The organism is Macrococcus sp. GL_134, from assembly GCF_057834705.1.
The window spans coordinates 736209-757684 of the sequence record NZ_CM174409.1 but is presented as its reverse complement, the minus strand read 5'-3'; the positions used below and the strand labels follow the sequence as shown (position 1 = coordinate 757684).

Here is a 21476-nt window from a genome sequence, read left to right as displayed (position 1 = left end):
TTAATAAAGGAGATTACTATGTCACAATCATTTATCGAACTTGGGCAAGGCTATAGTGATTTCTTCGAACTTGAGGAAATCATCGCATACAATCACGAAAGGATCCATCATATAGTCTGTCTGCATACGACGCTTGAAAAGCAGCCGAAGACAAGTGTACTCATCATTATGAAACCTTCCCGGCAAGGAAATTTCCAAGCCATCTATTCCATTTTCGAAGCAATACCCTATCCATATCCTGTCAGCAATAAGCGATTCGATTTCATCAAAATCTGGGCGGCTGAGCAGTCACTGACAATCCGTGAGCTGGAAGTCAAATCAAAAGAACACTTCTATGAAAATGATCTTTATTATAATTATTTGATCGGTGTCCTTAGATTACAGCGCCTGCTACCCCCGATGCACTGAATCATACGTACGTTCCAGTAAGTGATAAGGTGATACTTGAACATCCAGAACATATTTCAGCTTTAATAGCTGGTCCATTATGTCCGGTGTCTTATCTCTGTCAATATAGAGAGACAGCCATTTGCCTTTTTTGTTTGAATAGACTATATGACCAAACTTTCTTATTTGGCGTTCATATTTAGTACTTTTTAAATAGATGATCAAATGATCTCTTTGAACTATATTCATCTTTGAACCTCGTCTCACTGTTTCTTTAATAGTATCATTAACTTTGGTAAAATATAAAGTAGTAAAATATTAAGGAGGCACTTTATTGAATAAAAGAAGAACAATGACGGTTTTAGCCGCAATTACCGCCTATGTTGGAGCGGTCATGATCACAAAAGCAGTCACATCCACCGAAAGAAGAACAATTAAACCTTATTTTAACGGACGCTCTCCTTATGTGCTGGCACACCGCGGTGGCATGAAGCTGGCACCAGAAAATACTATGGCAGCGTTCAAAGAAGCCCATGCATTTCAAGTGGATGGCTTTGAAATTGATGTTCGTCTGACTAAGGATGAAGAGATTGTTGTTTTCCACGATGCGTATGTCGACCGGGTGTCCAACGGGAACGGCAAAGTCATTAATCACACATTGGCAGAGCTGCGCACACTTGATTTTGGTTATCATTTCAAGGACGTACACGGTAATTACACGTTCCGCGGTCATCAAGATGCTAAAATTGTAACATTAAAAGAGCTGATTGAAGCCTTTCCGAAAATGAGAATTAATATCGATATTAAAGATGATTCGGATACGGCAGCAGGTAAAATAGTTCCTTCACTGCTATACCGGCTGATCCATGATTTAGATGCGTTTGACCGCGTTCTTGTGACAAGTTTTTGTGATGAGCAAGTACAGCGTTTCAAAATATACGGGGATGAACGAATTGCAACTGGCGCAAGTCGTCAAGAAGTAACGAAAGCATTTCTGCTGTTCAATACAGGTTTTGGTCATCTGTACAAACCGTCAGTTGATACTTTCCAAATTCCGGTTCAATTCAAAGGTATTCGTCTTGACACAGAAAAATTCATCAATTATCTGCAGACTTTTAATCTACCAGTCGGTTACTGGGTCATCAATACGATTGATGAAATGGATGAACTGCTGATTAAAGGAGCGCATACTATTGTCACTGACCGTCCAGACCTTGCCTACCATTTAATCAATGAAAAATATCGAAAATGATCTTCATGAAAAAAGACAGACATCAGTGTCTGTCTTTTTTTCATGTTCGATGGTCTTATGCTGAACATGAACATCCACCGCCGCACTGGTGGTCAGTTGTAAAGAATGGATTTCCTCTCTCTACTTTGATGTCGCTTGAAATTGAACCTGATATAATAACGATGACTTCATCAAGGAGCGCCTGCAGCGATGTTTCAGATTGTTTTGCCGCTGCTACAGCGGGATGCATATCGTACGCTTTTTTTGCGCGTCTTGTCTTCAGCATGACATCCATATAATCAGGGTGATAACGACCGAAACGCATGACTTCATCATACCGGTCTTTCAGTTTCAGAAAATTCTTCTGCAGCATCGTTACTTCTGGATCCCTTTGCATTTGGAGCGTATTGTTTTTATAATTAATATAACTTTCACTGTTGAGAATCATGCGATTAATTTCATCTGCCTGTTCCATCAGTTCAAAGATAGCATCATCATAAATCATATGTCACAACCTTTCTCTATTACAGCAAGCATTATACCACAAAGTTAAGGAGCATCCTATGAACGATTTACAATCTGCAATAGATACAAAACTCAAAGAAATCATCGAACGAAATGACGCCGTTGAACTGGCTGCCATTCAACAGCTGTTGACTCACTTTGACGGCCGGCCGACTGATACATGGATGAAAAAAATATATCCTTTTGAGATGACTTTTTCAGGAGACAGCGGTTACCTTCAAGTTCAGCGGACACAGCTGATGAACAACAGCATCGGTATTTTACATGGCGGTATACTGATGATGATTGCGGACACTTTGATGGGAACACTATGCAATGAAGTGCTTCCTGTTACACAACGTGTAGTGACCCACGAAATGAACACTTACTTCACGAAAAAAGGTACCGGTGATTTAATTACAGCGACAGCCGAAATTCTAAAGAAAGGCGCAATGACTTATCTAGTTTCGTGCCATGTTTATAGTGACGATGAAATGATCGGCTACGCTACCGGCAGTTTCTTTATTATCAATCATCCGCCCGCTCAATAAAAACGAGCGACGTATAGCCGCCGGATATTCCACCGCCCATTTCATTGAATTTTTGATTGAGCAGATGTTCTCGATGTTCATCTGAGTTCAGCCAGCTGTTGATTAAACTTGGCACATCTTCGAAATTATAAGCGATATTTTGAGCAAAATCTTTGTATTTGATATCCTCTGACTTCAGTTGTCTGCCGATATCATTCTCAACTTCAGTCACTACTTTTTCGGTTTTTTTATTGAGTTTAGCCACTTGAAACTGGGCCGTATGATTGATAAGTTCATTCGTTGCAAGCGGCTTTCTACCGTTGATTTCGCGCATGATGTTAGTTAGTTCAAACATCGTCAGCACATTATTGGAATTGATAGATACTTCATCAATGGTATGATCGAGTTGTTCAGGCGTACGTTCTATGATGTCACCATTATAACTCATGGCATAAGGCTGCATTTCAACCAATGCAGGTCCAGTCATATATTTGACAGCCATCACTTTGTTGGACAATCGATCGATAAAGACTTGAGAATAAGTCGTACCATATTGCAGCAGCAGCTGTGTCTTAATGTCTACTTCAGACAGTTCAAACCTATACTTACCTTTTGATGTTTTAATAACAGGTTCTGTATTGATAGAAATGCCGGAGAATATTTGAGCAGCATCTTCAGTGACTTTAAATGGATATGTATCTGCTGATTTTCCTGTCGCATATACCATAACAATGGTCTTATCTTTGACACCAAGAATATAATATTTATTTTTAGATTGATAAACATAGTTTTCGTGGCTGTATTTAGAAGGATAAATACGATTAGGATAGCCATATTTTTTCGTAAAGGTATCGATTGATTTACCCACGTATGTTCCAATACCTTTTGTTAATTCAGGATTAGCAGGCTGTGAATTGCTGTCTTCAATTTGTTCGGTCGGTTTGGATTCTTTTTTCGGGTTCTCCAGTACATCAAATTTCAATGAGGGAGAATAGAATAAGTAGAAAAGAAAAATACCGGCAAACAGGACGGCTAGTAATTTTATCAGAATATTTTTCATAGAACCCTCCCTGCCTTTTTATCATTATATTATACAATATCTGCACCGAAAAAAATATCTGATTGCAAGCCACGTCATTTTGTCATAAAATGAGAAGTGAGCATAACGAGGGAGGACTATTCAATGGTATTTGAAAATTCAGGAATTGAAAATATAGTTGCCGATCAGACATTGATTCAACATGTGATGAATAAACATGGTTTGAATCTAGGAGGTCATTGGGATTATGAGCGTGTCACATACGATTTAAAATATCAGATCGAAGAAGGTGTCTTTTATCTTCGCATTCCAGGATACGCAGTTGAAGGTGATGTCGGTGCTAGAAACGCCAAACTTCAAATGATGGACCCATATTTAGGTAAACATTATTATCCGACTGGTATTGAATATGGTGAGGATGAATACTTCCCTGAAGCAATGGTTGAACATTGTAAACGCACAGTGATGAACGTTTGTAACGATCTTCGTGAATTACTTGCTTAAGACGTGGCTACCACGTCTTTTTTATTATTCTTTTTGAGGTGCTGCATGTTTAAAAAATGGATAACAAGACGTACATTAACAATTACCACCATTACGATACTTGCACTTTTATTTATTTACTTCATCCTGCCTATTTCAATCCCGTTGATCGGTGCATTGCTCTTGGCATTGATGATTGAACCATTGATCAGAAGACTGGAACTTAAATTTAACAGCCGTAAATGGAGTGTCACAGCCATTTATTCACTGATAATCGGTGTGCTGCTGCTCTTCAGCTATTTCTTCATGACCAAACTAATTGAAAACATCATTCAGTTTGCTATTGATTTACCGGGTAAGATGAACGGTCTCATCAAAGCATGGGATAAGATAGAAGAAAGAATTAATATGGTGCTTCCGGACAGTGTGACGACAACAATCAATGATGAAGTTCAAAATTTCTTATTGTCTATGAGAGATGGTATCGTCAACTATTTCAATGTAGAGAATATTACATTGTTCATTGCTTCACTTCCAGAACTGCTGATTTCGAGCTTAGTCTTTTTAGTGGCGTTGTTTTTATTCATGCTTGAAATACCGAAGATCAAATTATTTTTCAGAAATCATATGTATGACCGAACTTATGAAAAATCATTATTTGTATGGCAGAGAATATCCGGCTCAATATTCGGGATGATCCGTGCCGCCTTCATATTATCTTTCATAACATGGGTCTTTACCTTTATCGGCCTGCTCTTTATTACACCTGAGAATGCAATGATTATGAGTCTGATTATCTGTGTCGTTGATTTACTGCCAATTCTTGGTGCCACAGGAATTACGATTCCGTGGGCTCTCTATGAATATATAACAGGTGATCACATCATGGCATTGAAACTGATTTTACTCTCTTTATTCCTGTTAGTTCAACGCAAAGTACTGGAACCCAAAATTATGGGCAATGGTGTTGGTCTTAGTCCACTCCCTACATTAATAGCTATGTATATCGGCCTAAAACTGATGGGCTTCATCGGCTTCTTTGTCGGACCAATTGTGTTGATACTTATACTGACATTGGTTGAGTCAGGTGCTATCAAAACCAATTTTAAGATTTAAATTAAAAAGACTTTGAATGGAAAAGTAATCCATTCAAAGTCTTTTTTAATGTCCTAATATCGCTTTTATGACTGATGTCGTTTCTCCGCCGTGATAGAACACATAGAGCAGAAGATATACTGCCACCCCTGTAATTGCTGTACAGAACCAGATCACCGATGTAATCGGCCCTATCTTTCTATGGAGCTTGAGCTTTCTTTTATAACCTGTCCAAAAATTGATCAGTCCCATCACTCCGCCTGTCGTCGCTAAAGTGATATGGAAGATAAGAAAAATGGTATAGTACAGCTTGATATTGTCAGGACCGCCAAACGACGTATTTCCGATAAAAACAGTTCTTGAAGCATAGATGATAAAGAAAGTGAGCGCACATACACCAGCAATAAACATCACTTTCCGGTGATTATCAATGTTTCCTTTTGAAATCTGATACCAGCCAATAGCTACAAAAATTGCGCTGAGTACAATAAAAGTCGTACTGATTGTCGGTAAAATTGGTAAATTCATAACGTACTCCTATCTGAATTGATTAAAATATGCCTGTTCCTGGCGTCGAAGTTCTAAACTTCTCTGGGTTGTCGCTTCTTCATCTGTTCCTTCACTTTGTTTCCAGCTGAAGAAAATGTAGAACAGCATGAAAGCAAAGAAAATCTCCTGCAGTACTTTCATGATAACTCCGCCCGTCTGTTGATCTTCAAGCGATGACATATTCGTGAAGTATTCCGGACCAGATATACCGCTTGATGCGAGTATTGAATTCAAAGTTTCTGTCGGTACACATAGACTCATCGCATTGACCCAGGCTTTCGGATTAGTATACGTGTCATACATCGGATGCTGTGCAAAGATGATGAGACCACAAGATGGGGTCAGCAACACACCGATCATAAATACGAATAATAATTTCTGAAGTCCCGAAATCTGATTCACAGGGAGGCTCGTACGATTAAACACAGGGAACCACATTGCAAAGGCTGTAATTGATAATATGATTGTAAATAATCCATGTAAAATTGCATCTGTCTTTAAGAAGTCAAGCACGACTGGCAAGTGATATATACTGAACAATCCATTAAATAAAATCAGCGCAATAATAGGGCTGGATATTAATTTAAATATTGGTCTGACAACTGGCAACGAAATTATATAGTCAATAAAATATGCAGGAACTGCAAAATACAGCAGCGGCACGATAAGTAAATAAAGACACGCCATCTGCAGCATATGGAAACTGAAAACGATATGACTTAATAGATCGATCGGTCCACCTTTTAATAAATAGATGGATATCATTGCAATGATAAATAATACGATTTCATATGTTTTAAGTGGCCGGTTATCTGGTATCGCATGGCGCCACTTTGTGACCATAAGGAAATAAACAGTTGAGATTAAAACAACAGCAAGAAGAAAGTAAGGACTCCAGTTCGCCTGAAAACCAAATATAGAAATTGAGCTGATACTACTCATCATTCACCACTCCATAGAATATTCTCATTCCATTATAAACTATTGCTCACTGCAGACAAGCTCACAATAACGAAATTTCTATGTCAATTTAAAAAACACCACTGACTGCTCAGTGGTGTTTCAGATTATTTAAGCGGTGAACCTAGCCACATTAAGTACAATGCAGTAACGACAAATGTCAGTGCAAGGAACATCCCAAACAACATGAATAATTTTGCTAAATCATGTCCTTTGTGATTCATATGCATGAAATAGAAGAACTGCAGTATCACTTGGATTAATGCGAGCAGCGAGATGACAGGAATAACAAAATCACGGTGCAGCCCAGAAGCTACCATTGCAAACGCGATAAAAGTCAGGAAAATCATCACTGCAAAAGTAGTGACCTGCATTCTCATCTCTTTAGTTCTGACTTGTTTCTCATAATCAAATCTCGCTTGGTTAAAAGCGGGAGCATGTGCATGAGAGATGGCTTCGTGATGTGTCTCAATAGAGTCGACATCTCTAACGGTAACATGTTCAGTAACTTGTTGTTCATTGATTACTCGTTTGTTTTCATGATTTGACATTATCCTAACACCCCTAACAAGTAAACTACTGTAAAGATGAATACCCAAACAACGTCGATGAAATGCCAGTATAATGCAACTGTATTAAACTTAGCTGCGTTATATACTGAAAGTCCACGAGAATTATTTCTGACAAGCAGTAATATCATCCATACAAGACCGACAATAACGTGGGCTCCGTGTGTTCCTACTAAGAAATAGAATGAACTACCAAATGCACTTGATCGGAATGTATGACCTTGATGAACGTATTCAACAAACTCATATATTTCAAGCGCCAGGAATCCGAATCCTAACAGAATAGTGATGATTAACCATAATCTCATTTTGTTGAAATTATAGTTTTTCATATGATAGATGGCGTAGACACTCGTCAAAGAAGATGTTAAGAGCAGCATCGTCATTACAAATGCAAGCGGCAAATGAAATAATTCTTTCGCTAATAAATGGTCTTCACTCGGTACATGGTCTTTCAATGTTAAGTATGTTGCAAATAATGATGCGAACAAAGCTGTTTCTCCCCCAAGGAATACCCAGAATCCAATCAGCTTGTTCTTACCTTCCATAGATGCAGTTTCAGGATGGCTGGGCCATCTTTCAACTGTCATTTTTTCTTCTACATGAGCCATTATTTCACACCTCTTTCAAACTCAATTAACTCTTCTTTAGAGATATGGTAACCATGATCATCTTTAAGAGAACGAGTAATCATTGCGCCGGCAGTAATTGCAAGACCTAGACCAAGAACAAATGGTGCCCAAGGTTGAACTGGTAGATCTTTTACTGCATCAATTGCCCACTCTCTGCCATCTGCAAAGTAAAGTGCACCGAACGCTGCAACAAATAATCCTAATGATTGAATAAACGGAATAATAGAATTGTTCGGCATATGAATATCACCTAAAGATTCAGCCGGCAGAATTTTTCCGTCCCCTTTTGTTTTTTCTAACCAGAATGCATCAATACCACGAACTAATGGGGTTTGTGCAAAGTTATAGAATGGTACAGGCTGTGGTAATGACCATTCAAGTGTACGTCCATCGCCCCATGGGTCGCGTCCGACATGTGGTGCTTTAGCAATGGTCATGATGACATTGATCAATGTAATAATAACAGCGACTGCCATCGTGAATGCACCGATAGTTGAGATCAAGTTGAATAAGTCATACCCTTGACCCGGTAAATAAGTGAAGACACGTCTAGGCATACCCCATAAACCAAGGAAATGCTGTACTAAGAATGTTAAATGGAAACCGATAAAGAATAATACAAATGCGATTTTACCCAGTTTATCGCTCAGCATTTTTCCGAACATTAATGGCCAGTAGAAGTGAAGACCTGCTAATAAGGCAAACACTACCCCACCGACGATAACATAATGGAAATGGGCTACGATAAAGTAAGAATCATGGAACTGATAATCAGCTGGTGCAGATGCCTGCATTACCCCTGTTACCCCACCCATTACGAAAGACGGAATAAATGCGAGTGCATACAGCATAGGAGTTGTAAATTCAACACTACCACCCCAAATAGTCAACAGCCAGTTGAATACTTTGACACCAGTTGGTACTGCGATAGCCATCGTTGCAACTGCAAAGATTGCATTTGCTGTCGGCCCGAGACCTACAGTGAACATATGGTGAGCCCATACCATGAATCCTAAGAATCCGATTAACACTGTAGCGAATACCATTGCTGAGTAACCGAACAATCTTTTACGTGAGAATGTCGGAATAATTTCTGAGAAAATACCAAACGCTGGTAACACTAGAATATATACTTCAGGGTGACCGAATATCCAGAATAAATGTTCCCAGATGATGGTGTTACCACCTTGAGAGACGATGAAGAATCCTGTACCGAACATTCTGTCAAAGATCAGTAAGAATAAACCGATAGTCAGTGGAGGGAAGGCAAAGACGATTAATGCACTGGCAACAAAAGTTGTCCATGTGAAGAGCGGCATACGCATATATGTCATACCCGGTGCTCTCATGTTAACAATGGTTACAAGGAAGTTAATTCCGGCAATCAACGTACCAAAACCAGAAATCTGTAAACCTAATGCATAGAAATCAATACCGTGTCCAGGTGAAGCAAGTGATAATGATGCATATGATGTCCACCCTGCATCAGGAGCACCGCCCATTAACCATGATAGGTTAAGGAATATACCACCGAAGAAGAACATCCAGAAACCTAGTGCATTCAAGAATGGGAATGCAACGTCACGTGCACCGATCTGCAACGGTACAACTGCATTCATAAAAGCGAATAATAGCGGCATAGCTGCCAGGAAAATCATTGTTGTACCATGCATCGTGATAATCTGATTGAACAGACCTGCAGACACAAAGTCATTTTCAGGTACTGCAAGCTGAAGACGAATGAACATCGCTTCCAGACCACCAAGGGCGAAGAAGAAACCACCCATGATCAAATAGAGAATAGCAATTTTTTTATGGTCAACAGTAGTAAGGTATTCCTTAATTGTTGCCCCAAAACCTCTTTTAGTCTGTGTAGACAATTGTGTAACCTCCCTTTAACGTTAGTTTCCGACTTTACGTTCCATTAAGTATTTCGCTAATGCATCGATATCGCTATCAGAAACTTTGTATTGCCCAGTCATTTTATTGCCTGGTTTAATGCTGTCAGGATCTTTGATCCATTTTTTCAAGTTTTCTTCGTTATGCTCTAAAACACCAGCGATTGTCGTTCTATCACCGAAGTTCGTTAAGTTAGGACCTTTAGCTCCTGAACCTGTTGGTGTCACAGCATGACAACCGATACATGACTGCTGGAATACTTTTTCGCCATCTTTAGCGTCACTGCTTGAAGCTACAGGTTTTTTAACTGCCTGCATATCATCTACCCATGCATCAAATTCGCCCTGCGGCAGCGCTTTAACTTTGAAATCCATCAATGCGTGAGAAGGACCGCATAACTCAGTACATTTACCGTAGAAGATGTTGTTCGCATCTTTCGCTTTTTTGTCATCAAAAATTAAATAGAATTTATTGATGTTTTCTACGTTAGTATCTAATTTCCCGCCGACTGCAGGAATCCAGAATGAGTGTTTGATGTCAGAAGAATGTAAACGGAAATAAACTTTTCTGTCAGTTGGAACGACAAGTTCCTGAGATGTTACAATTTTTTGGTTAGGATATTCAAATTCCCACCAATATTGGTTCGCTGTCACATTGACAATCATTTCTTTGTTTTTACCTTTAGAATCTACTTTGTCCATCGCGTCAACACCAGCAAGTTTAAATGTAAGTAATACAGTTGGAATAGCAAGGATGATCAGAAGGACTATCGGGAATAACGTCCATACAATTTCCAATTTTGTATTGCCATGTACTTGTTTGGGCATGAAATCTTCGCCAAGTTTGCTGCGTCTACTCTTCAGAAGAGCTAAGACGAAAACGACTACGACTACAAGAATAACAAATAACATGATGTAAATAGACAGCATCATCAAATTGAATTGTTCCTGCGCAACTTCACCCGCCGGACGAAGTGTCGATAAATATGGTTTGCCACACCCAGCCAGTGTCATTACCAGCACAAAAAACAGGCTAAACAATTTTAAATGCTTTAAATTGTTTTTCATTAAAATAAACCCCTCTTTCACTCATTCATAATTAAATCATTTGAACTAAAGTAACTACCACTATCATAACAAAAAAGATCATTAAATAGTTTAAAGAATAAATAAACATTTTCATAGCCCACTTCTCTTCATTCAGTCCTTTTTTGAAGCCGGTAAGAGCTAGTCCTAACCAGCCGACATTAAGAAGTGAAGCAAGAATGATAAACAAGGTTCCTAACTCTCCCATAAAAAAAGGAGTCGGAAGAAGAACAAGCACCCAGAACAGCATTCCAATCCTAGTTCTGTTAAAACCCTTGACTGTCGGAAGCATCGGTATGCCGGCCATGCGATATTCTTCTTTGCGTTTTATGGCAAGCGCATAGAAATGAGCAGGCTGCCACGCAAACATAATCACAAACAGCATCCATGAAATATTGGATAGCGCTGGATCAATACTAGCCCATCCAATTAACGGAGGGACGGCTCCCGGAAAACTCCCTAATATAGTATTTGATACTAAATGACGTTTAGACCAGATTGAATAGATGATAACATATCCAAAAACACCTAAAAATCCTATAATACCTGTTGTCATATTAATCATGAACAACATGATTTCACCTGCCAATATCAACAGAAGAGCAAAATTCAGTAAACTTGCACTATTGATTTTGCCGGTGACACTTGGTCTGTTCATTTTACTTGGCATTAACGCGTCAATATCCTGATCGTAATAGTTATTTAAAGCACAACTGCCCCCCATAATTAATGTCGATCCTATGAACATCGTCACAAGCACCGGGATACTCCCTAAAAATGATTGGTTGGTCATGATGATGGCTAGCCATGCTGCCGCGAATGTAGGAATAAGGTTCCCCTGGACAAGTCCAAGTTTGATAATCGCTTTGACATCCTTCATTGTTAACTTGTCATCAACAGTTCTGACATCGCTGATGATTGATTCATTTTGCATTTCCACCCTCCTTTACACCATTAACACATATAATAACAATAATAAATCAAAAACCTTATATTTTCTATACCATTTGAAATAAAATATGACAATTTCTGATTAAGTCGGTGCTACTAAAGTTCATGGATGTGACACATTTACAGATTACAATCACTGTTATACTATTATTTAAGTACATATCATGTGATTGGTCTTGATTCTCTTATATTCTACCATATGTATTGGCAAGTTATAACTTGAATTTCAACGATTGTGATGATTATAGAGGTGAATTTAGTGTTAAAAGAAAAGAATTTAAAATGGCTGTCAGTCTTCACTACCATACTGATGCTGTTTGTACAGATAGGTGGCGCTCTCGTCACTAAAACTGGATCAGCTGATGGCTGCGGCAGCTCATGGCCGCTTTGTCACGGACAATTTGTCCCCACCCAGATTCCTAAAGAAACACTGATCGAACTTGCTCACAGAGGAGTATCAGGTCTCGCATTGATCTCAGTGACATGGCTCGTCATTTTAAGTATCAAATATATCGGCCATAAACGAGAAACTAAGTTTTTAAGTTTCATGAGTATCGCCTTTATTTTTGCTCAAGCTTTAATTGGGGCAGCTGCAGTGATATGGCAGCAGAATGATTTTATTCTCGCTCTTCATTTTGGTATTTCACTGATCAGCTTCAGCTCTGTTTTCCTGCTGACACTGCTTATCTTTGAAGTAGATCAGAAATTTGATGCTACGCAGATTGTAATCAAAAATCAGTTGCGATACCATACGATTGCTCTTACATGCTTCATCTATATCGTCATTTACAGCGGTGCACTTGTCAGACACGCAGAAGCGAGTCTTGCCTGTCTGAGCTGGCCGTTATGTACAAACGGCACATTAGCTATGCCGGCTAATTTTTATGAATGGATACAGATGAGTCATAGAACTCTAGCAGGCATATTGTTCTTCTGGCTGTTTTATCTGTTCATTCATGCTGTACGTCATTATCAGCAGTATCGCGTCATCAAATATGGTTATAGCATTGCATTTCTTCTTGTCTGCCTGCAGGTCACGACAGGTGCACTGAGCGTTTTGACGATGTTGAACTTGAATATCGCACTGCTGCATGCTCTGTTCATTACTTTACTGTTCGGTCTACTCTGTTATTTCATCCTGCTCATTTCAAGAGCGCAGTTGAAAAATTAATGCTATTAAACAAAGGAAATCATGATGTCATCATGATTTCCTTTGTTGTTATATTCATCCTGTTCGCTTGACAACCAACAACAGGTCTCTCGTCTTTATAGAATCGCCGGCAGACACATGCAGCGCTTCTACTATCCCTGAGAAAGGTGCCTGCACAGTGCTTTCCATCTTCATTGCTTCAGTAATGATGAGTGGCTGACCTTTTGTCACTACATCTCCTACTTTAACTTTTACTTCTGTGACAGTTCCCGGCATCTGTGCACCGAGATGCTGTGGATCAGATGGATCAGCTGTTGGAATAACCTGTACTGCTGATTCAGCATGTTCGTCTTTAACATATACTTTTCTTGGCATTCCGTTCAGTTCAAAATAAACCCAGCGATATCCATCCGCATGAACATGTCCGATATTTAATAAATTAACGATTAATGTTTTTCCTTCATCTATGACGATTTCCAGTGTTTCATTTTTGCGCATGCCATAGAAGAATGTCGGTGTATCCAGCAGCGAGATATTGCCGTAACGATCGTTGGTCTGACGATACTGTTCATACACCTTAGGATAGAGCGCATAGCTCAAAATATCTCTATCAGTGACTTCATCTTCCTGTTTATCTTTAAGTTCGGCTCTTAACTGTTCAAAGTCGACGGGTTCAAGTAATTCGCCTGGACGTTCAGTGATTGACGGTTGTCCTTTAAGGATGACTTTTTTAAGAGATTCAGGCAGACCATTAGCAGGCTGTCCAATTTCACCTTTAAAGAATGAAACGACAGATTCCGGAAAATCAAGTGTTTCTCCTTTTGCAATTACAGAATCTTCATCCAGATGATTCTGCACCATGTATAGTGCCATATCTCCCACTACTTTTGATGACGGCGTTACTTTAACAATATCTCCGAACAAGAGATTGACGCGAGCATACATCTCCTTCACTTCATTAAACCGTTCACCGAGACCTAGACTTTTAGCCTGCTGACTTAAGTTAGAATACTGACCCCCCGGCATTTCATGTTTATAGACTTCGGTATGAGGTGCCCTGATGTCACTTTCAAAACTCTTATAATAAGGTCTTACTGCTTCCCAGTACTCAGACAGCGACTCTAGTCCATCTATTGATGTTCTTAACTGACGTTGTCGACCGCTCAGCGCATAGTACAAAGTGTTGCTGCTCGGTTGACTGGTCAATCCGCTCATTGCCCCTAAGGCAGTATCCACAATGTCTACTCCTGCATCAATTGCGCGCGAATAGAGCATGATTCCATTGCCGCTAGTATCATGAGTGTGTAAATGAATCGGCATGTTGACTGCTGCTTTCAGTTCTCCTACCAGTTCATATGCAGCTTCAGGTTTCAATAATCCTGCCATATCTTTAATCGCTAATATATGAAATCCTTCTCTTTCCATTGCTTTAGCCATTTTTACGTAGTAGTCCAACGTATAGATGGACGAGCGGGCAGGATCAAGGATATCACCAGTATAGCAGATAGCTCCTTCAGAAATCTTACCTGCTTTTTGAACAGCTTCATTTGCTACTTTCATCTGATCGAGCCAGTTCAATGAGTCAAATATGCGAAATACATCGATTCCGGCTGCTGCACTTTCTTCAACGAACTTAGTGATGACGTTATCAGCATAATTTTTATATCCCACTGCATTAGAGGCACGGAGCAGCATCTGAAACAACACATTAGGTACTAATGCTCTGAGTCTCGTCAATCTTTCCCACGGGTCTTCCTTTAAAAAATTATAGGCGACATCATATGTTGCCCCGCCCCACATCTCGAGCGAAAAGGCATCTTTTAAATAATGACTTGTCGCCGGCGCAATCTCTACCAGATCTTTTGTTCTTACACGAGTTGCAAGAAGTGATTGATGCGCATCTCTAAACGTTGTATCGGTGAGCAGGACATCTTTTTGAGCGGATAGCCATGCAGCCACATGTTCAGGTCCATGATCATCGAGCAGCTGTTTGGTTCCTTTAGCTGCTGAAACAGAAAGCTCTGGAATATGTGGTTGATCAAATTCTGGTTTATCGACTTGTTCAATACCAGGAAATCCATTGACCGTAATGGAGGCGATATATTCCAGCGTCTTCGTTCCTCTGTCTCTCGGCGCCTTAATATCAAACAGCCCTTTCTCCTGATCAAGAAAGCTCGTATTGTAAGTACCGTTTCTGAACTGCGGGTGCTTGATGACATTCAACAGAAACTGAAGGTTCGTTTTTATTCCCCGGATACGCATTTCTTTTAGAGACCGCATCATTTTTTCTTCTGCTTGTTTAAAAGTCATCGCATGGGTCGTTACTTTGACAAGAAGTGAATCATAGTAAGGTGATATTTCGGCTCCTTGGAAGCCGTCACCCGCATCTAGTCGAACTCCGAATCCGCCAGTAGAACGATATGCCATAATTTTACCTGTATCCGGCATGAAATTATTGAGCGGGTCTTCTGTTGTCACCCGGCACTGAATGGCGTAACCTAGTGTCGTTATGTCTTCCTGCTCAGGCATTTCAATACGGTCTCCAAATAAATCTTCACCATCTGCTATTAATATTTGAGATTTCACGATGTCTACGCCTGTGATCATTTCAGTGATGGTATGCTCTACCTGCACACGAGGATTCACTTCAATGAAGAAGAATTCATCTTCCGTCACTAAAAATTCTACCGTTCCCGCATTAACGTAGCCGACATTTTTCATCAACTGCACCGCCGCCTGGCAGACAGCTAACCGCATCGCATCAGGAACCCCTACTGAAGGTGCCACTTCGACCACTTTTTGATGACGACGCTGCACTGAACAGTCGCGTTCATACAGATGTACCAAATTGCCATGTGAATCGCCTAGTATCTGAACTTCAATATGCTTTGGATCTTTGATGAATTTCTCCAAATATACTTCACTGTTTCCAAAAGATTTCTTTGCTTCAGATTGGGCTCGGTTGAAGGCGTCCTCAAGCTCTATTTCACTATTGACAATACGCATCCCCTTACCGCCGCCACCTGAAATTGCTTTGATGATGATCGGAAATCCATGAGTATCGCTGAACTGTTTGACATCTTCAAAGCGTTTGACAGCATTCTTTGTCCCTGGAATAACGGGCAGATCTGCGTTCACTGCTTGAGTTCGTGCTTTCACTTTGTCACCGAACATATCAAGATGCCTCAATTCAGGTCCTATGAAAATAATTCCTTCTTCGAGACAGCGCTTGGCAAAAGTTTCATTTTCACTTAAAAATCCATAGCCCGGATGGATAGCATTCGCTCCACATTTTTTAGCAATAGCGATGATTCCTTCAATATCAAGATAGCTTTCAGTCGGACTTAAGTGTTCTCCGACCATATATGCTTCATCAGCTTTATAACGGTGTAGTGAGCCTGAATCCGCCTTAGAATATATTGCAACTGTAGGAATCTCCAGTTCTGTCGCTGCTCTAAAAATTCTAATAGCGATTTCTCCGCGGTTAGCCGCAAGTATTTTATTTATACGCTGCATATCAATACCCCTCTCATTGCTATTAATATATTTATATCACAAATCTGAATATTCATACAATTTAATTCAAAAAAATATGTCAGCCACGCTGACATATATATTACTTTCGTTTGCTGTAAGTATGCTGTTCTGCTTCCTGCTTCACATGCTTAGAGGCCATTAAGAGCAGTCCGACAGCAATAGACAGACTGAGCATACTTGATCCTCCGTAACTTAAGAAAGGTAGTGGAACACCTGTCAGTGGTATCAATCCAGAGACGCCTCCTAAATTGATAAAGGTCTGAATCCCTATATAACTTGCAACACCGACACAAATTAATTTATAGAATAGCGAATGAGCAAGCGCTGCATACAGAAACCCTTTGTAGACAATAAAGAATAACAGGAAGATAACAACAAGCACGCCTATTAGTCCCAATTCTTCTGAGATCACAGCGAAAATAAAATCAGTATGTGGTTCAGGGAGATAACCAAGTTTCATGATACCGTTCCCCAGTCCGCGGCCGAATAACCCGCCGTTACCGATAGCCAGCAGTGAGTTGGACAGCTGGTAACCACTGTTACTCTCATCTTTGAAAGGGTTGTTCATCACTTCAAACCGTTCTGTCTGATGCTCAAGTAAAAAATTCCCTGTAGCTATATAAGTTCCAAGCATCACCACTAGTGTCGCACTTGCGACTATGCCTCCCATAATCATCATCGGCTTGAATGCAATTCCCGAATACAGAAAAATACATCCGATGATCATCATGATGAGCATCGTTGAACCTAAGTCCGGCTGCAGCAGTACAAGTCCTGAGCAGATCCCGATGAGTATGAGCGGCGCTAATAAATCCAAGCTCATTTCATTCAGACGTTTTTTCCGGTCATAAATATATGCTAAATAAATAATAGTGACGATCTTTAAAAACTCTGACGGCTGAAGACTCATAATACTTAAATTGATCCAACTTCTTGCACCATTGACTTTAGTGCCGATGATCAATGTCAGGAGCAGAATGATTAACATTCCGAATATAGAAATTTGCTGCACCCGTTTATCTTTAATAATATTGATATGCATAAAATACGCCATAAAAAACACAATCCCGAAACCTAAAATGACGGAAAAAAGCTGTCTCACATAAAAGTATGTCGAGCTGACAGCACCATTTCCTCCTGTCAGCATCCCTCGTGGTCCTGCAACCATACTCGCACTATAGATCATGACCAGTCCTATGAGACATAGAACAACATAGGATATCAATAAGGTGAAGTCTACATATTTTGAGTAGACACGTATGTATTCAACAAATTTCTTAAGCTGGTTCACCAATTCAATCACTCGATTCTAATAAAAAATAGTCTAAAGCGTGAGCTCTAGACTTTTATACGTTCGTAAAAGCATCATGCAGCTTGGATAATTCTTTTTCCAGGCTGGATAGTATTGCTTTTCCAACCTCTCTATCAATTAAACCCAACTTCACTGCGAAATCCACTTCGCGGCTCAAGCCGAACATCTGGGTATCCAACACTTCTTCGTATAGGGGACATTGGGGCATCGTTAAATTATCCATCTGAACTTTAATCAGTTGCAGGATTTTATCTGCATCTTGATGAAGCTGGTCATATGCCTGTTGTTTATAGTTCACTTCCTGCATAGACATACACCCCCATTAATCATTCTATAATATAAAATTCTATATGAGCAACCGCTAAAAATCAAGCAAAATTGTATGCTCATTGTGTTAGAATGATTGTGAAGGAGTGAAAAGAATGATTATTCAAATCAAGGGGAACGTCAAGTTTTCAATTACATTAGATCCATCAACCTGGATTTTTGACGACAGAAAAATCACAGTCGAAGAAATGGAGCAAGGCCATAAGTCAGGAGAAAAACCTATTGATTTTAAGGACAACAAAGAATGGAACCGTAATATACTTGAAGGTGGCGCAAAACCTCCTACTTTGAATTCAGAGAGAAAATTCAAAAAACAAGCCCTGCTTGAAGGGACATTTGTCATCAATATGGAGACGTTCTTCCTCAATGCAGAACCTGGAGAAGGCGCATCTGTCATCGCTTTATCCAATGAAGACACAACAGAAGAAATCTCACTGTCTGATTTGACTAACCTATACTTCCAATTCTCTAAAGATGGCAAACGTCTTTATGAAGATGGAATGGTTGATGCATTTGTCTACTACAACGGCTATAAACAGCGCATTAATCACGTGACGAAAATTGAAGTCAAGTAAAAAACAGGAATCCATCAAAGGATTCCTGTTTTTTGTTATTGATGAGCCGTATGCTGACGTTCTTTATGCAGTCTATAGCGATATAATCCAAGGACAATCGCTGCAATCATCAAACTTTCACCAACCGGCAGAAACACTGCCAAAAAGTTCAGTATGATGCAGCCAAGAAACAGCAGAATGTAGATGACGACGTTCTGCCATAGCTTGAGCTTTCTTGCAAATCCCAGATTATAGACAATCGCACTTAATATAAAGATAGCTATCAGCAGATACCACATGCCTGTATCCGGGTGTTTATCGACTTGAAATAATTTTGCTAGAAATGACATCCGTTCATTCGGATTGACGCTGACGCCTTTAGCCATTGCCAGAACAAAATTCATAGGATCACTCCTGTTCCTGTAATGCCGCTTTTTGCTTTTTTTGTTCTCTTTCACGCTGTGCTTTGTCTAATACTTTCTTTCTCAGACGAATAGACTCAGGCGTTACTTCAAGTAACTCATCGTCATTCAAGTATTCAAGTGCTTCCTCCAAAGTCATGATGCGAGGTTTTTTCATAGTTGTTGTCTGTTCTTTAGTAGCAGAACGAATGTTGTTTGCCGCTTTTACTTTAGTGATATTGACAGTCAGATCGTTATCACGTGAGTTTTCTCCGACAATCATTCCTTCATATACTTCTGTTCCTGGTTCCATGAAGTTAGTCCCACGGTCTTCCAATGCCAAAATAGCATATGTACTAGCTACACCTTTATCCATTGAAACGAGAACTCCGTTATGACGACCACCGATACGACCTTTCAATAATGGACGGTATTCATCGAATGTATGGTTTAAAATACCATAACCACGCGTCATTGACATAAACTCAGTACGGTATCCAATCAATCCACGGGCAGGGACATTAAAGATTAACCGTGTCTGACCATTGCCTGTATTGACCATATCAACCATTTCACCTTTACGTGTTCCTAAAGATTCAATGACTGAACCAGTGTTTTCTTCAGGCACATCAATTTGGACACGTTCGTATGGTTCATATTTCTTGCCGTCAATTTCTTTGACGATGACTTGAGGTTTTGATACTTGAAGCTCAAATCCTTCACGACGCATGTTCTCAATCAAGATAGATAAGTGAAGTTCACCGCGTCCGGAAACTGTCCATGAGTCTGGACCAACTGCTTCTACTCTTAACGAAACGTCAGTCTCAAGCTGAGATTCAAGGCGATCTTGAATATTTCGGGCAGTGACAAACTTACCTTCTTTACCCGCAAACGGGGAGTTATTGACAGAGAATGTCATCTGTAATGTCGGTTCATCGATACGAAGAACAGGTAATGCTTCCTGTACATCTACTGGCGTCACCGTTTCACCGACGTTGATGTCTTCCATACCTGATACCGCAATCAAGTCGCCTGGATAAGCTTTCTCAATCTCTACACGACGTAGTCCAAAGAAACCAAAGATTTTAGTGACTCGGAAGTTTTTAATCGTACCGTCAATTTTAATCAATGAGACTTGCTGTCCTACTTCCATAGTACCGCGGAATACACGACCGATACCTATACGACCGACATAATCGTTGTAATCAAGCAGAGCTACTTGGAATTGGAGTGGTTCATCACGGTTATCAACTGGTGCCGGTACGTAATCAAGAATGGTTTCATACAGACTCTGCATGTTCTCATCCTGTGATTCAGCGTCAAGACTTGCTGTTCCATTAATGGCACTCGCATATACCACTGGGAAATCAAGTTGTTCGTCGTTGGCATCAAGTTCGATGAATAGGTCATATACTTCATCCAGTACTTCAGCTGGTCGCGCTGAAGGTTTGTCGATTTTGTTAACAACGACAACTGGTTTTAAGTTTTGCTCCAATGCTTTTTTAAGGACAAAACGCGTCTGAGGCATCGTTCCTTCATATGCATCTACCACAAGAACAACGCCGTCCACCATACGCATAATCCGCTCAACTTCACCACCGAAGTCCGCGTGTCCTGGTGTATCAAGAATGTTGATACGTGTTCCTTTATAATCTATCGCAGTATTCTTTGCTAAAATCGTAATACCACGTTCTCTTTCTAAATCGTTTGAGTCCATTGCACGTTCTTCAACGTGCTCATTGTCACGGAAAATTCCTGATTGTTTAAGTAGTTCATCTACTAATGTCGTTTTACCATGGTCGACGTGGGCGATGATGGCAATATTACGAACATCTTCTCTTAAGTTTGGCATATTGTATCCCTTTCACATGTACAGTTTATTATCTAACTGTGATATTATAGCATATATAAAAGACATATACTATATTGAGGAGTTACTATGAAAAAAAGTAAAACAAGATTTTTGCTGCTCGCTATTTTTGCGGTTCTTATGCTCATTGTTATCAGTGCTGGTATCGCTGAAGAAAGTTTATTGCTGATCCTCATCGGGCTTATTTTATTTATTGCAACTTTCGGTGTCGGTTTTACTCAGAAAAAAAAATACAGAGAAAACGGCTGGCTGTAATTTTTTACGAAACATCGTCAAAAATGCACGCAATTTAATGAAAAAGCATCTTTTCATGATGAAAAGATGCTTTTTTTGCTGTTTTTCATCATCTTCTGCAATTTGCAGAAGATATCATTTCATAATAGATTAGACGTATCAACTGTAAAGGAGCAT

Annotated in this window: 23 protein-coding genes; 8 read left to right on the top strand and 15 right to left on the bottom strand. The window is 39.8% G+C overall.

Features of this window, described 5'->3' with window-relative positions; translation table 11 throughout:
• Nucleotides 1-18: 18 nt before the first annotated feature.
• Nucleotides 19-408 carry a DUF7147 family protein gene (locus tag AC3IPL_RS03985; RefSeq protein ID WP_489241920.1) on the top strand — a complete coding sequence of 130 codons (390 nt, stop codon included), beginning with the start codon at nt 19-21 and terminating at the stop codon, nt 406-408.
• Here AC3IPL_RS03985 and AC3IPL_RS03980 read toward each other — a convergent pair.
• Entirely contained in the window at nt 391-636 is a 246-nt protein-coding gene (locus tag AC3IPL_RS03980; RefSeq protein ID WP_489241918.1) for a DUF2129 domain-containing protein, read from the bottom strand. The genes AC3IPL_RS03985 and AC3IPL_RS03980 overlap by 18 nt on opposite strands.
• 85 nt (nt 637-721) lie before the next feature.
• Between AC3IPL_RS03980 and AC3IPL_RS03975 the strand changes: the two genes are divergently transcribed.
• Complete coding sequence (locus AC3IPL_RS03975) at nt 722-1639, top strand: glycerophosphodiester phosphodiesterase family protein (protein WP_489241917.1); 918 nt, start codon at nt 722-724, stop codon at nt 1637-1639.
• A 55-nt stretch (nt 1640-1694) separates the two neighbouring features.
• Here AC3IPL_RS03975 and AC3IPL_RS03970 read toward each other — a convergent pair whose 3' ends face one another.
• On the bottom strand, nt 1695-2123 hold the full coding sequence (locus tag AC3IPL_RS03970; protein WP_489241915.1) for a YlbF/YmcA family competence regulator: 429 nt from the start codon (nt 2121-2123) through the stop codon (nt 1695-1697).
• 58 nt (nt 2124-2181) lie between these two features.
• Here AC3IPL_RS03970 and AC3IPL_RS03965 point away from each other — a divergent pair, with 58 nt between their 5' ends.
• Nucleotides 2182-2673: a PaaI family thioesterase gene (locus tag AC3IPL_RS03965; RefSeq protein ID WP_489241914.1), complete on the top strand. Its 492-nt coding sequence runs from the start codon at nt 2182-2184 to the stop codon at nt 2671-2673.
• Here AC3IPL_RS03965 and AC3IPL_RS03960 read toward each other — a convergent pair.
• Nucleotides 2651-3712, bottom strand: coding sequence for a CAP-associated domain-containing protein (locus AC3IPL_RS03960; RefSeq protein WP_489241913.1), 1062 nt, complete (start codon nt 3710-3712; stop codon nt 2651-2653). The two genes, AC3IPL_RS03965 and AC3IPL_RS03960, sit on opposite strands and share 23 nt — an antisense overlap.
• A gap of 123 nt (nt 3713-3835) precedes the next feature.
• Between AC3IPL_RS03960 and AC3IPL_RS03955 the strand changes: the two genes are divergently transcribed.
• Complete coding sequence (locus AC3IPL_RS03955; protein WP_489241911.1) at nt 3836-4195, top strand: YugN family protein; 360 nt, start codon at nt 3836-3838, stop codon at nt 4193-4195.
• Nucleotides 4196-4240: 45 nt separating this feature from the next.
• Complete coding sequence (ytvI, locus tag AC3IPL_RS03950) at nt 4241-5290, top strand: sporulation integral membrane protein YtvI (RefSeq protein WP_489241910.1); 1050 nt, start codon at nt 4241-4243, stop codon at nt 5288-5290.
• A gap of 45 nt (nt 5291-5335) precedes the next feature.
• Here ytvI and AC3IPL_RS03945 read toward each other — a convergent pair whose 3' ends face one another.
• The 7 genes from AC3IPL_RS03945 to cyoE all read right to left on the bottom strand — a co-directional run bounded on the left by AC3IPL_RS03945 (nt 5336) and on the right by cyoE (nt 11897).
• Entirely contained in the window at nt 5336-5797 is a 462-nt protein-coding gene (locus tag AC3IPL_RS03945) for a DUF420 domain-containing protein (RefSeq protein WP_489241909.1), read from the bottom strand.
• Between the two features lie 9 nt (nt 5798-5806).
• Complete coding sequence (ctaG, locus tag AC3IPL_RS03940; protein WP_489241908.1) at nt 5807-6763, bottom strand: cytochrome c oxidase assembly factor CtaG; 957 nt, start codon at nt 6761-6763, stop codon at nt 5807-5809.
• 122 nt (nt 6764-6885) lie between these two features.
• Nucleotides 6886-7329, bottom strand: coding sequence for a cytochrome C oxidase subunit IV family protein (locus AC3IPL_RS03935; protein WP_489241907.1), 444 nt, complete (start codon nt 7327-7329; stop codon nt 6886-6888).
• Complete coding sequence (locus AC3IPL_RS03930) at nt 7329-7958, bottom strand: cytochrome (ubi)quinol oxidase subunit III (protein ID WP_489241906.1); 630 nt, start codon at nt 7956-7958, stop codon at nt 7329-7331. Before AC3IPL_RS03930 ends, AC3IPL_RS03935 begins: the two co-directional genes overlap by 1 nt.
• The gene (ctaD, locus tag AC3IPL_RS03925) at nt 7958-9859 is read right to left on the bottom strand and encodes a cytochrome c oxidase subunit I (RefSeq protein WP_489241905.1); all 1902 of its coding nucleotides are present in this window, start codon (nt 9857-9859) and stop codon (nt 7958-7960) included. The genes AC3IPL_RS03930 and ctaD overlap by 1 nt, the downstream gene beginning before the upstream one ends.
• Before the next feature lie 21 nt (nt 9860-9880).
• Nucleotides 9881-10945, bottom strand: coding sequence for a cytochrome c oxidase subunit II (gene coxB / locus AC3IPL_RS03920; protein ID WP_489241904.1), 1065 nt, complete (start codon nt 10943-10945; stop codon nt 9881-9883).
• Nucleotides 10946-10976: 31 nt separating this feature from the next.
• Nucleotides 10977-11897, bottom strand: a complete 921-nt coding sequence (gene cyoE, locus AC3IPL_RS03915) for a heme o synthase (RefSeq protein ID WP_489241903.1) — start codon at nt 11895-11897, stop codon at nt 10977-10979.
• Nucleotides 11898-12173: 276 nt separating this feature from the next.
• Here cyoE and AC3IPL_RS03910 point away from each other — a divergent pair, with 276 nt between their 5' ends.
• Nucleotides 12174-13085: a COX15/CtaA family protein gene (locus tag AC3IPL_RS03910; RefSeq protein WP_489241902.1), complete on the top strand. Its 912-nt coding sequence runs from the start codon at nt 12174-12176 to the stop codon at nt 13083-13085.
• A gap of 54 nt (nt 13086-13139) precedes the next feature.
• Here the strand turns inward: AC3IPL_RS03910 and AC3IPL_RS03905 are convergent, their stop codons facing one another.
• From AC3IPL_RS03905 to AC3IPL_RS03895, 3 genes are all read right to left on the bottom strand, one after another.
• Entirely contained in the window at nt 13140-16580 is a 3441-nt protein-coding gene (locus tag AC3IPL_RS03905) for a pyruvate carboxylase (protein ID WP_489241900.1), read from the bottom strand.
• A gap of 100 nt (nt 16581-16680) precedes the next feature.
• On the bottom strand, nt 16681-17892 hold the full coding sequence (locus AC3IPL_RS03900; RefSeq protein ID WP_489241899.1) for an FtsW/RodA/SpoVE family cell cycle protein: 1212 nt from the start codon (nt 17890-17892) through the stop codon (nt 16681-16683).
• 55 nt (nt 17893-17947) lie between these two features.
• Nucleotides 17948-18220, bottom strand: coding sequence for an Fpa/YlaN family protein (locus tag AC3IPL_RS03895; RefSeq protein WP_489242259.1), 273 nt, complete (start codon nt 18218-18220; stop codon nt 17948-17950).
• A 118-nt stretch (nt 18221-18338) separates the two neighbouring features.
• Between AC3IPL_RS03895 and AC3IPL_RS03890 the strand changes: the two genes are divergently transcribed.
• Nucleotides 18339-18815: a hypothetical protein gene (locus tag AC3IPL_RS03890; RefSeq protein WP_489242258.1), complete on the top strand. Its 477-nt coding sequence runs from the start codon at nt 18339-18341 to the stop codon at nt 18813-18815.
• A gap of 35 nt (nt 18816-18850) precedes the next feature.
• On the opposite strand, the gene AC3IPL_RS03885 is transcribed toward AC3IPL_RS03890, so the two are convergent.
• Together AC3IPL_RS03885 and typA are read right to left on the bottom strand one after the other, a co-directional pair.
• A complete protein-coding gene (locus AC3IPL_RS03885) occupies nt 18851-19198 on the bottom strand; it encodes a YlaH-like family protein (RefSeq protein WP_489241898.1) in 348 nt (115 codons plus the stop codon).
• A 4-nt stretch (nt 19199-19202) separates the two neighbouring features.
• Entirely contained in the window at nt 19203-21047 is a 1845-nt protein-coding gene (gene typA / locus AC3IPL_RS03880) for a translational GTPase TypA (RefSeq protein WP_489241897.1), read from the bottom strand.
• An 87-nt stretch (nt 21048-21134) separates the two neighbouring features.
• On the opposite strand from typA, the gene AC3IPL_RS03875 reads away from it, so the two are divergent.
• A complete protein-coding gene (locus AC3IPL_RS03875; RefSeq protein WP_489241896.1) occupies nt 21135-21320 on the top strand; it encodes a DUF5325 family protein in 186 nt (61 codons plus the stop codon).
• Nucleotides 21321-21476: the final 156 nt, after the last annotated feature.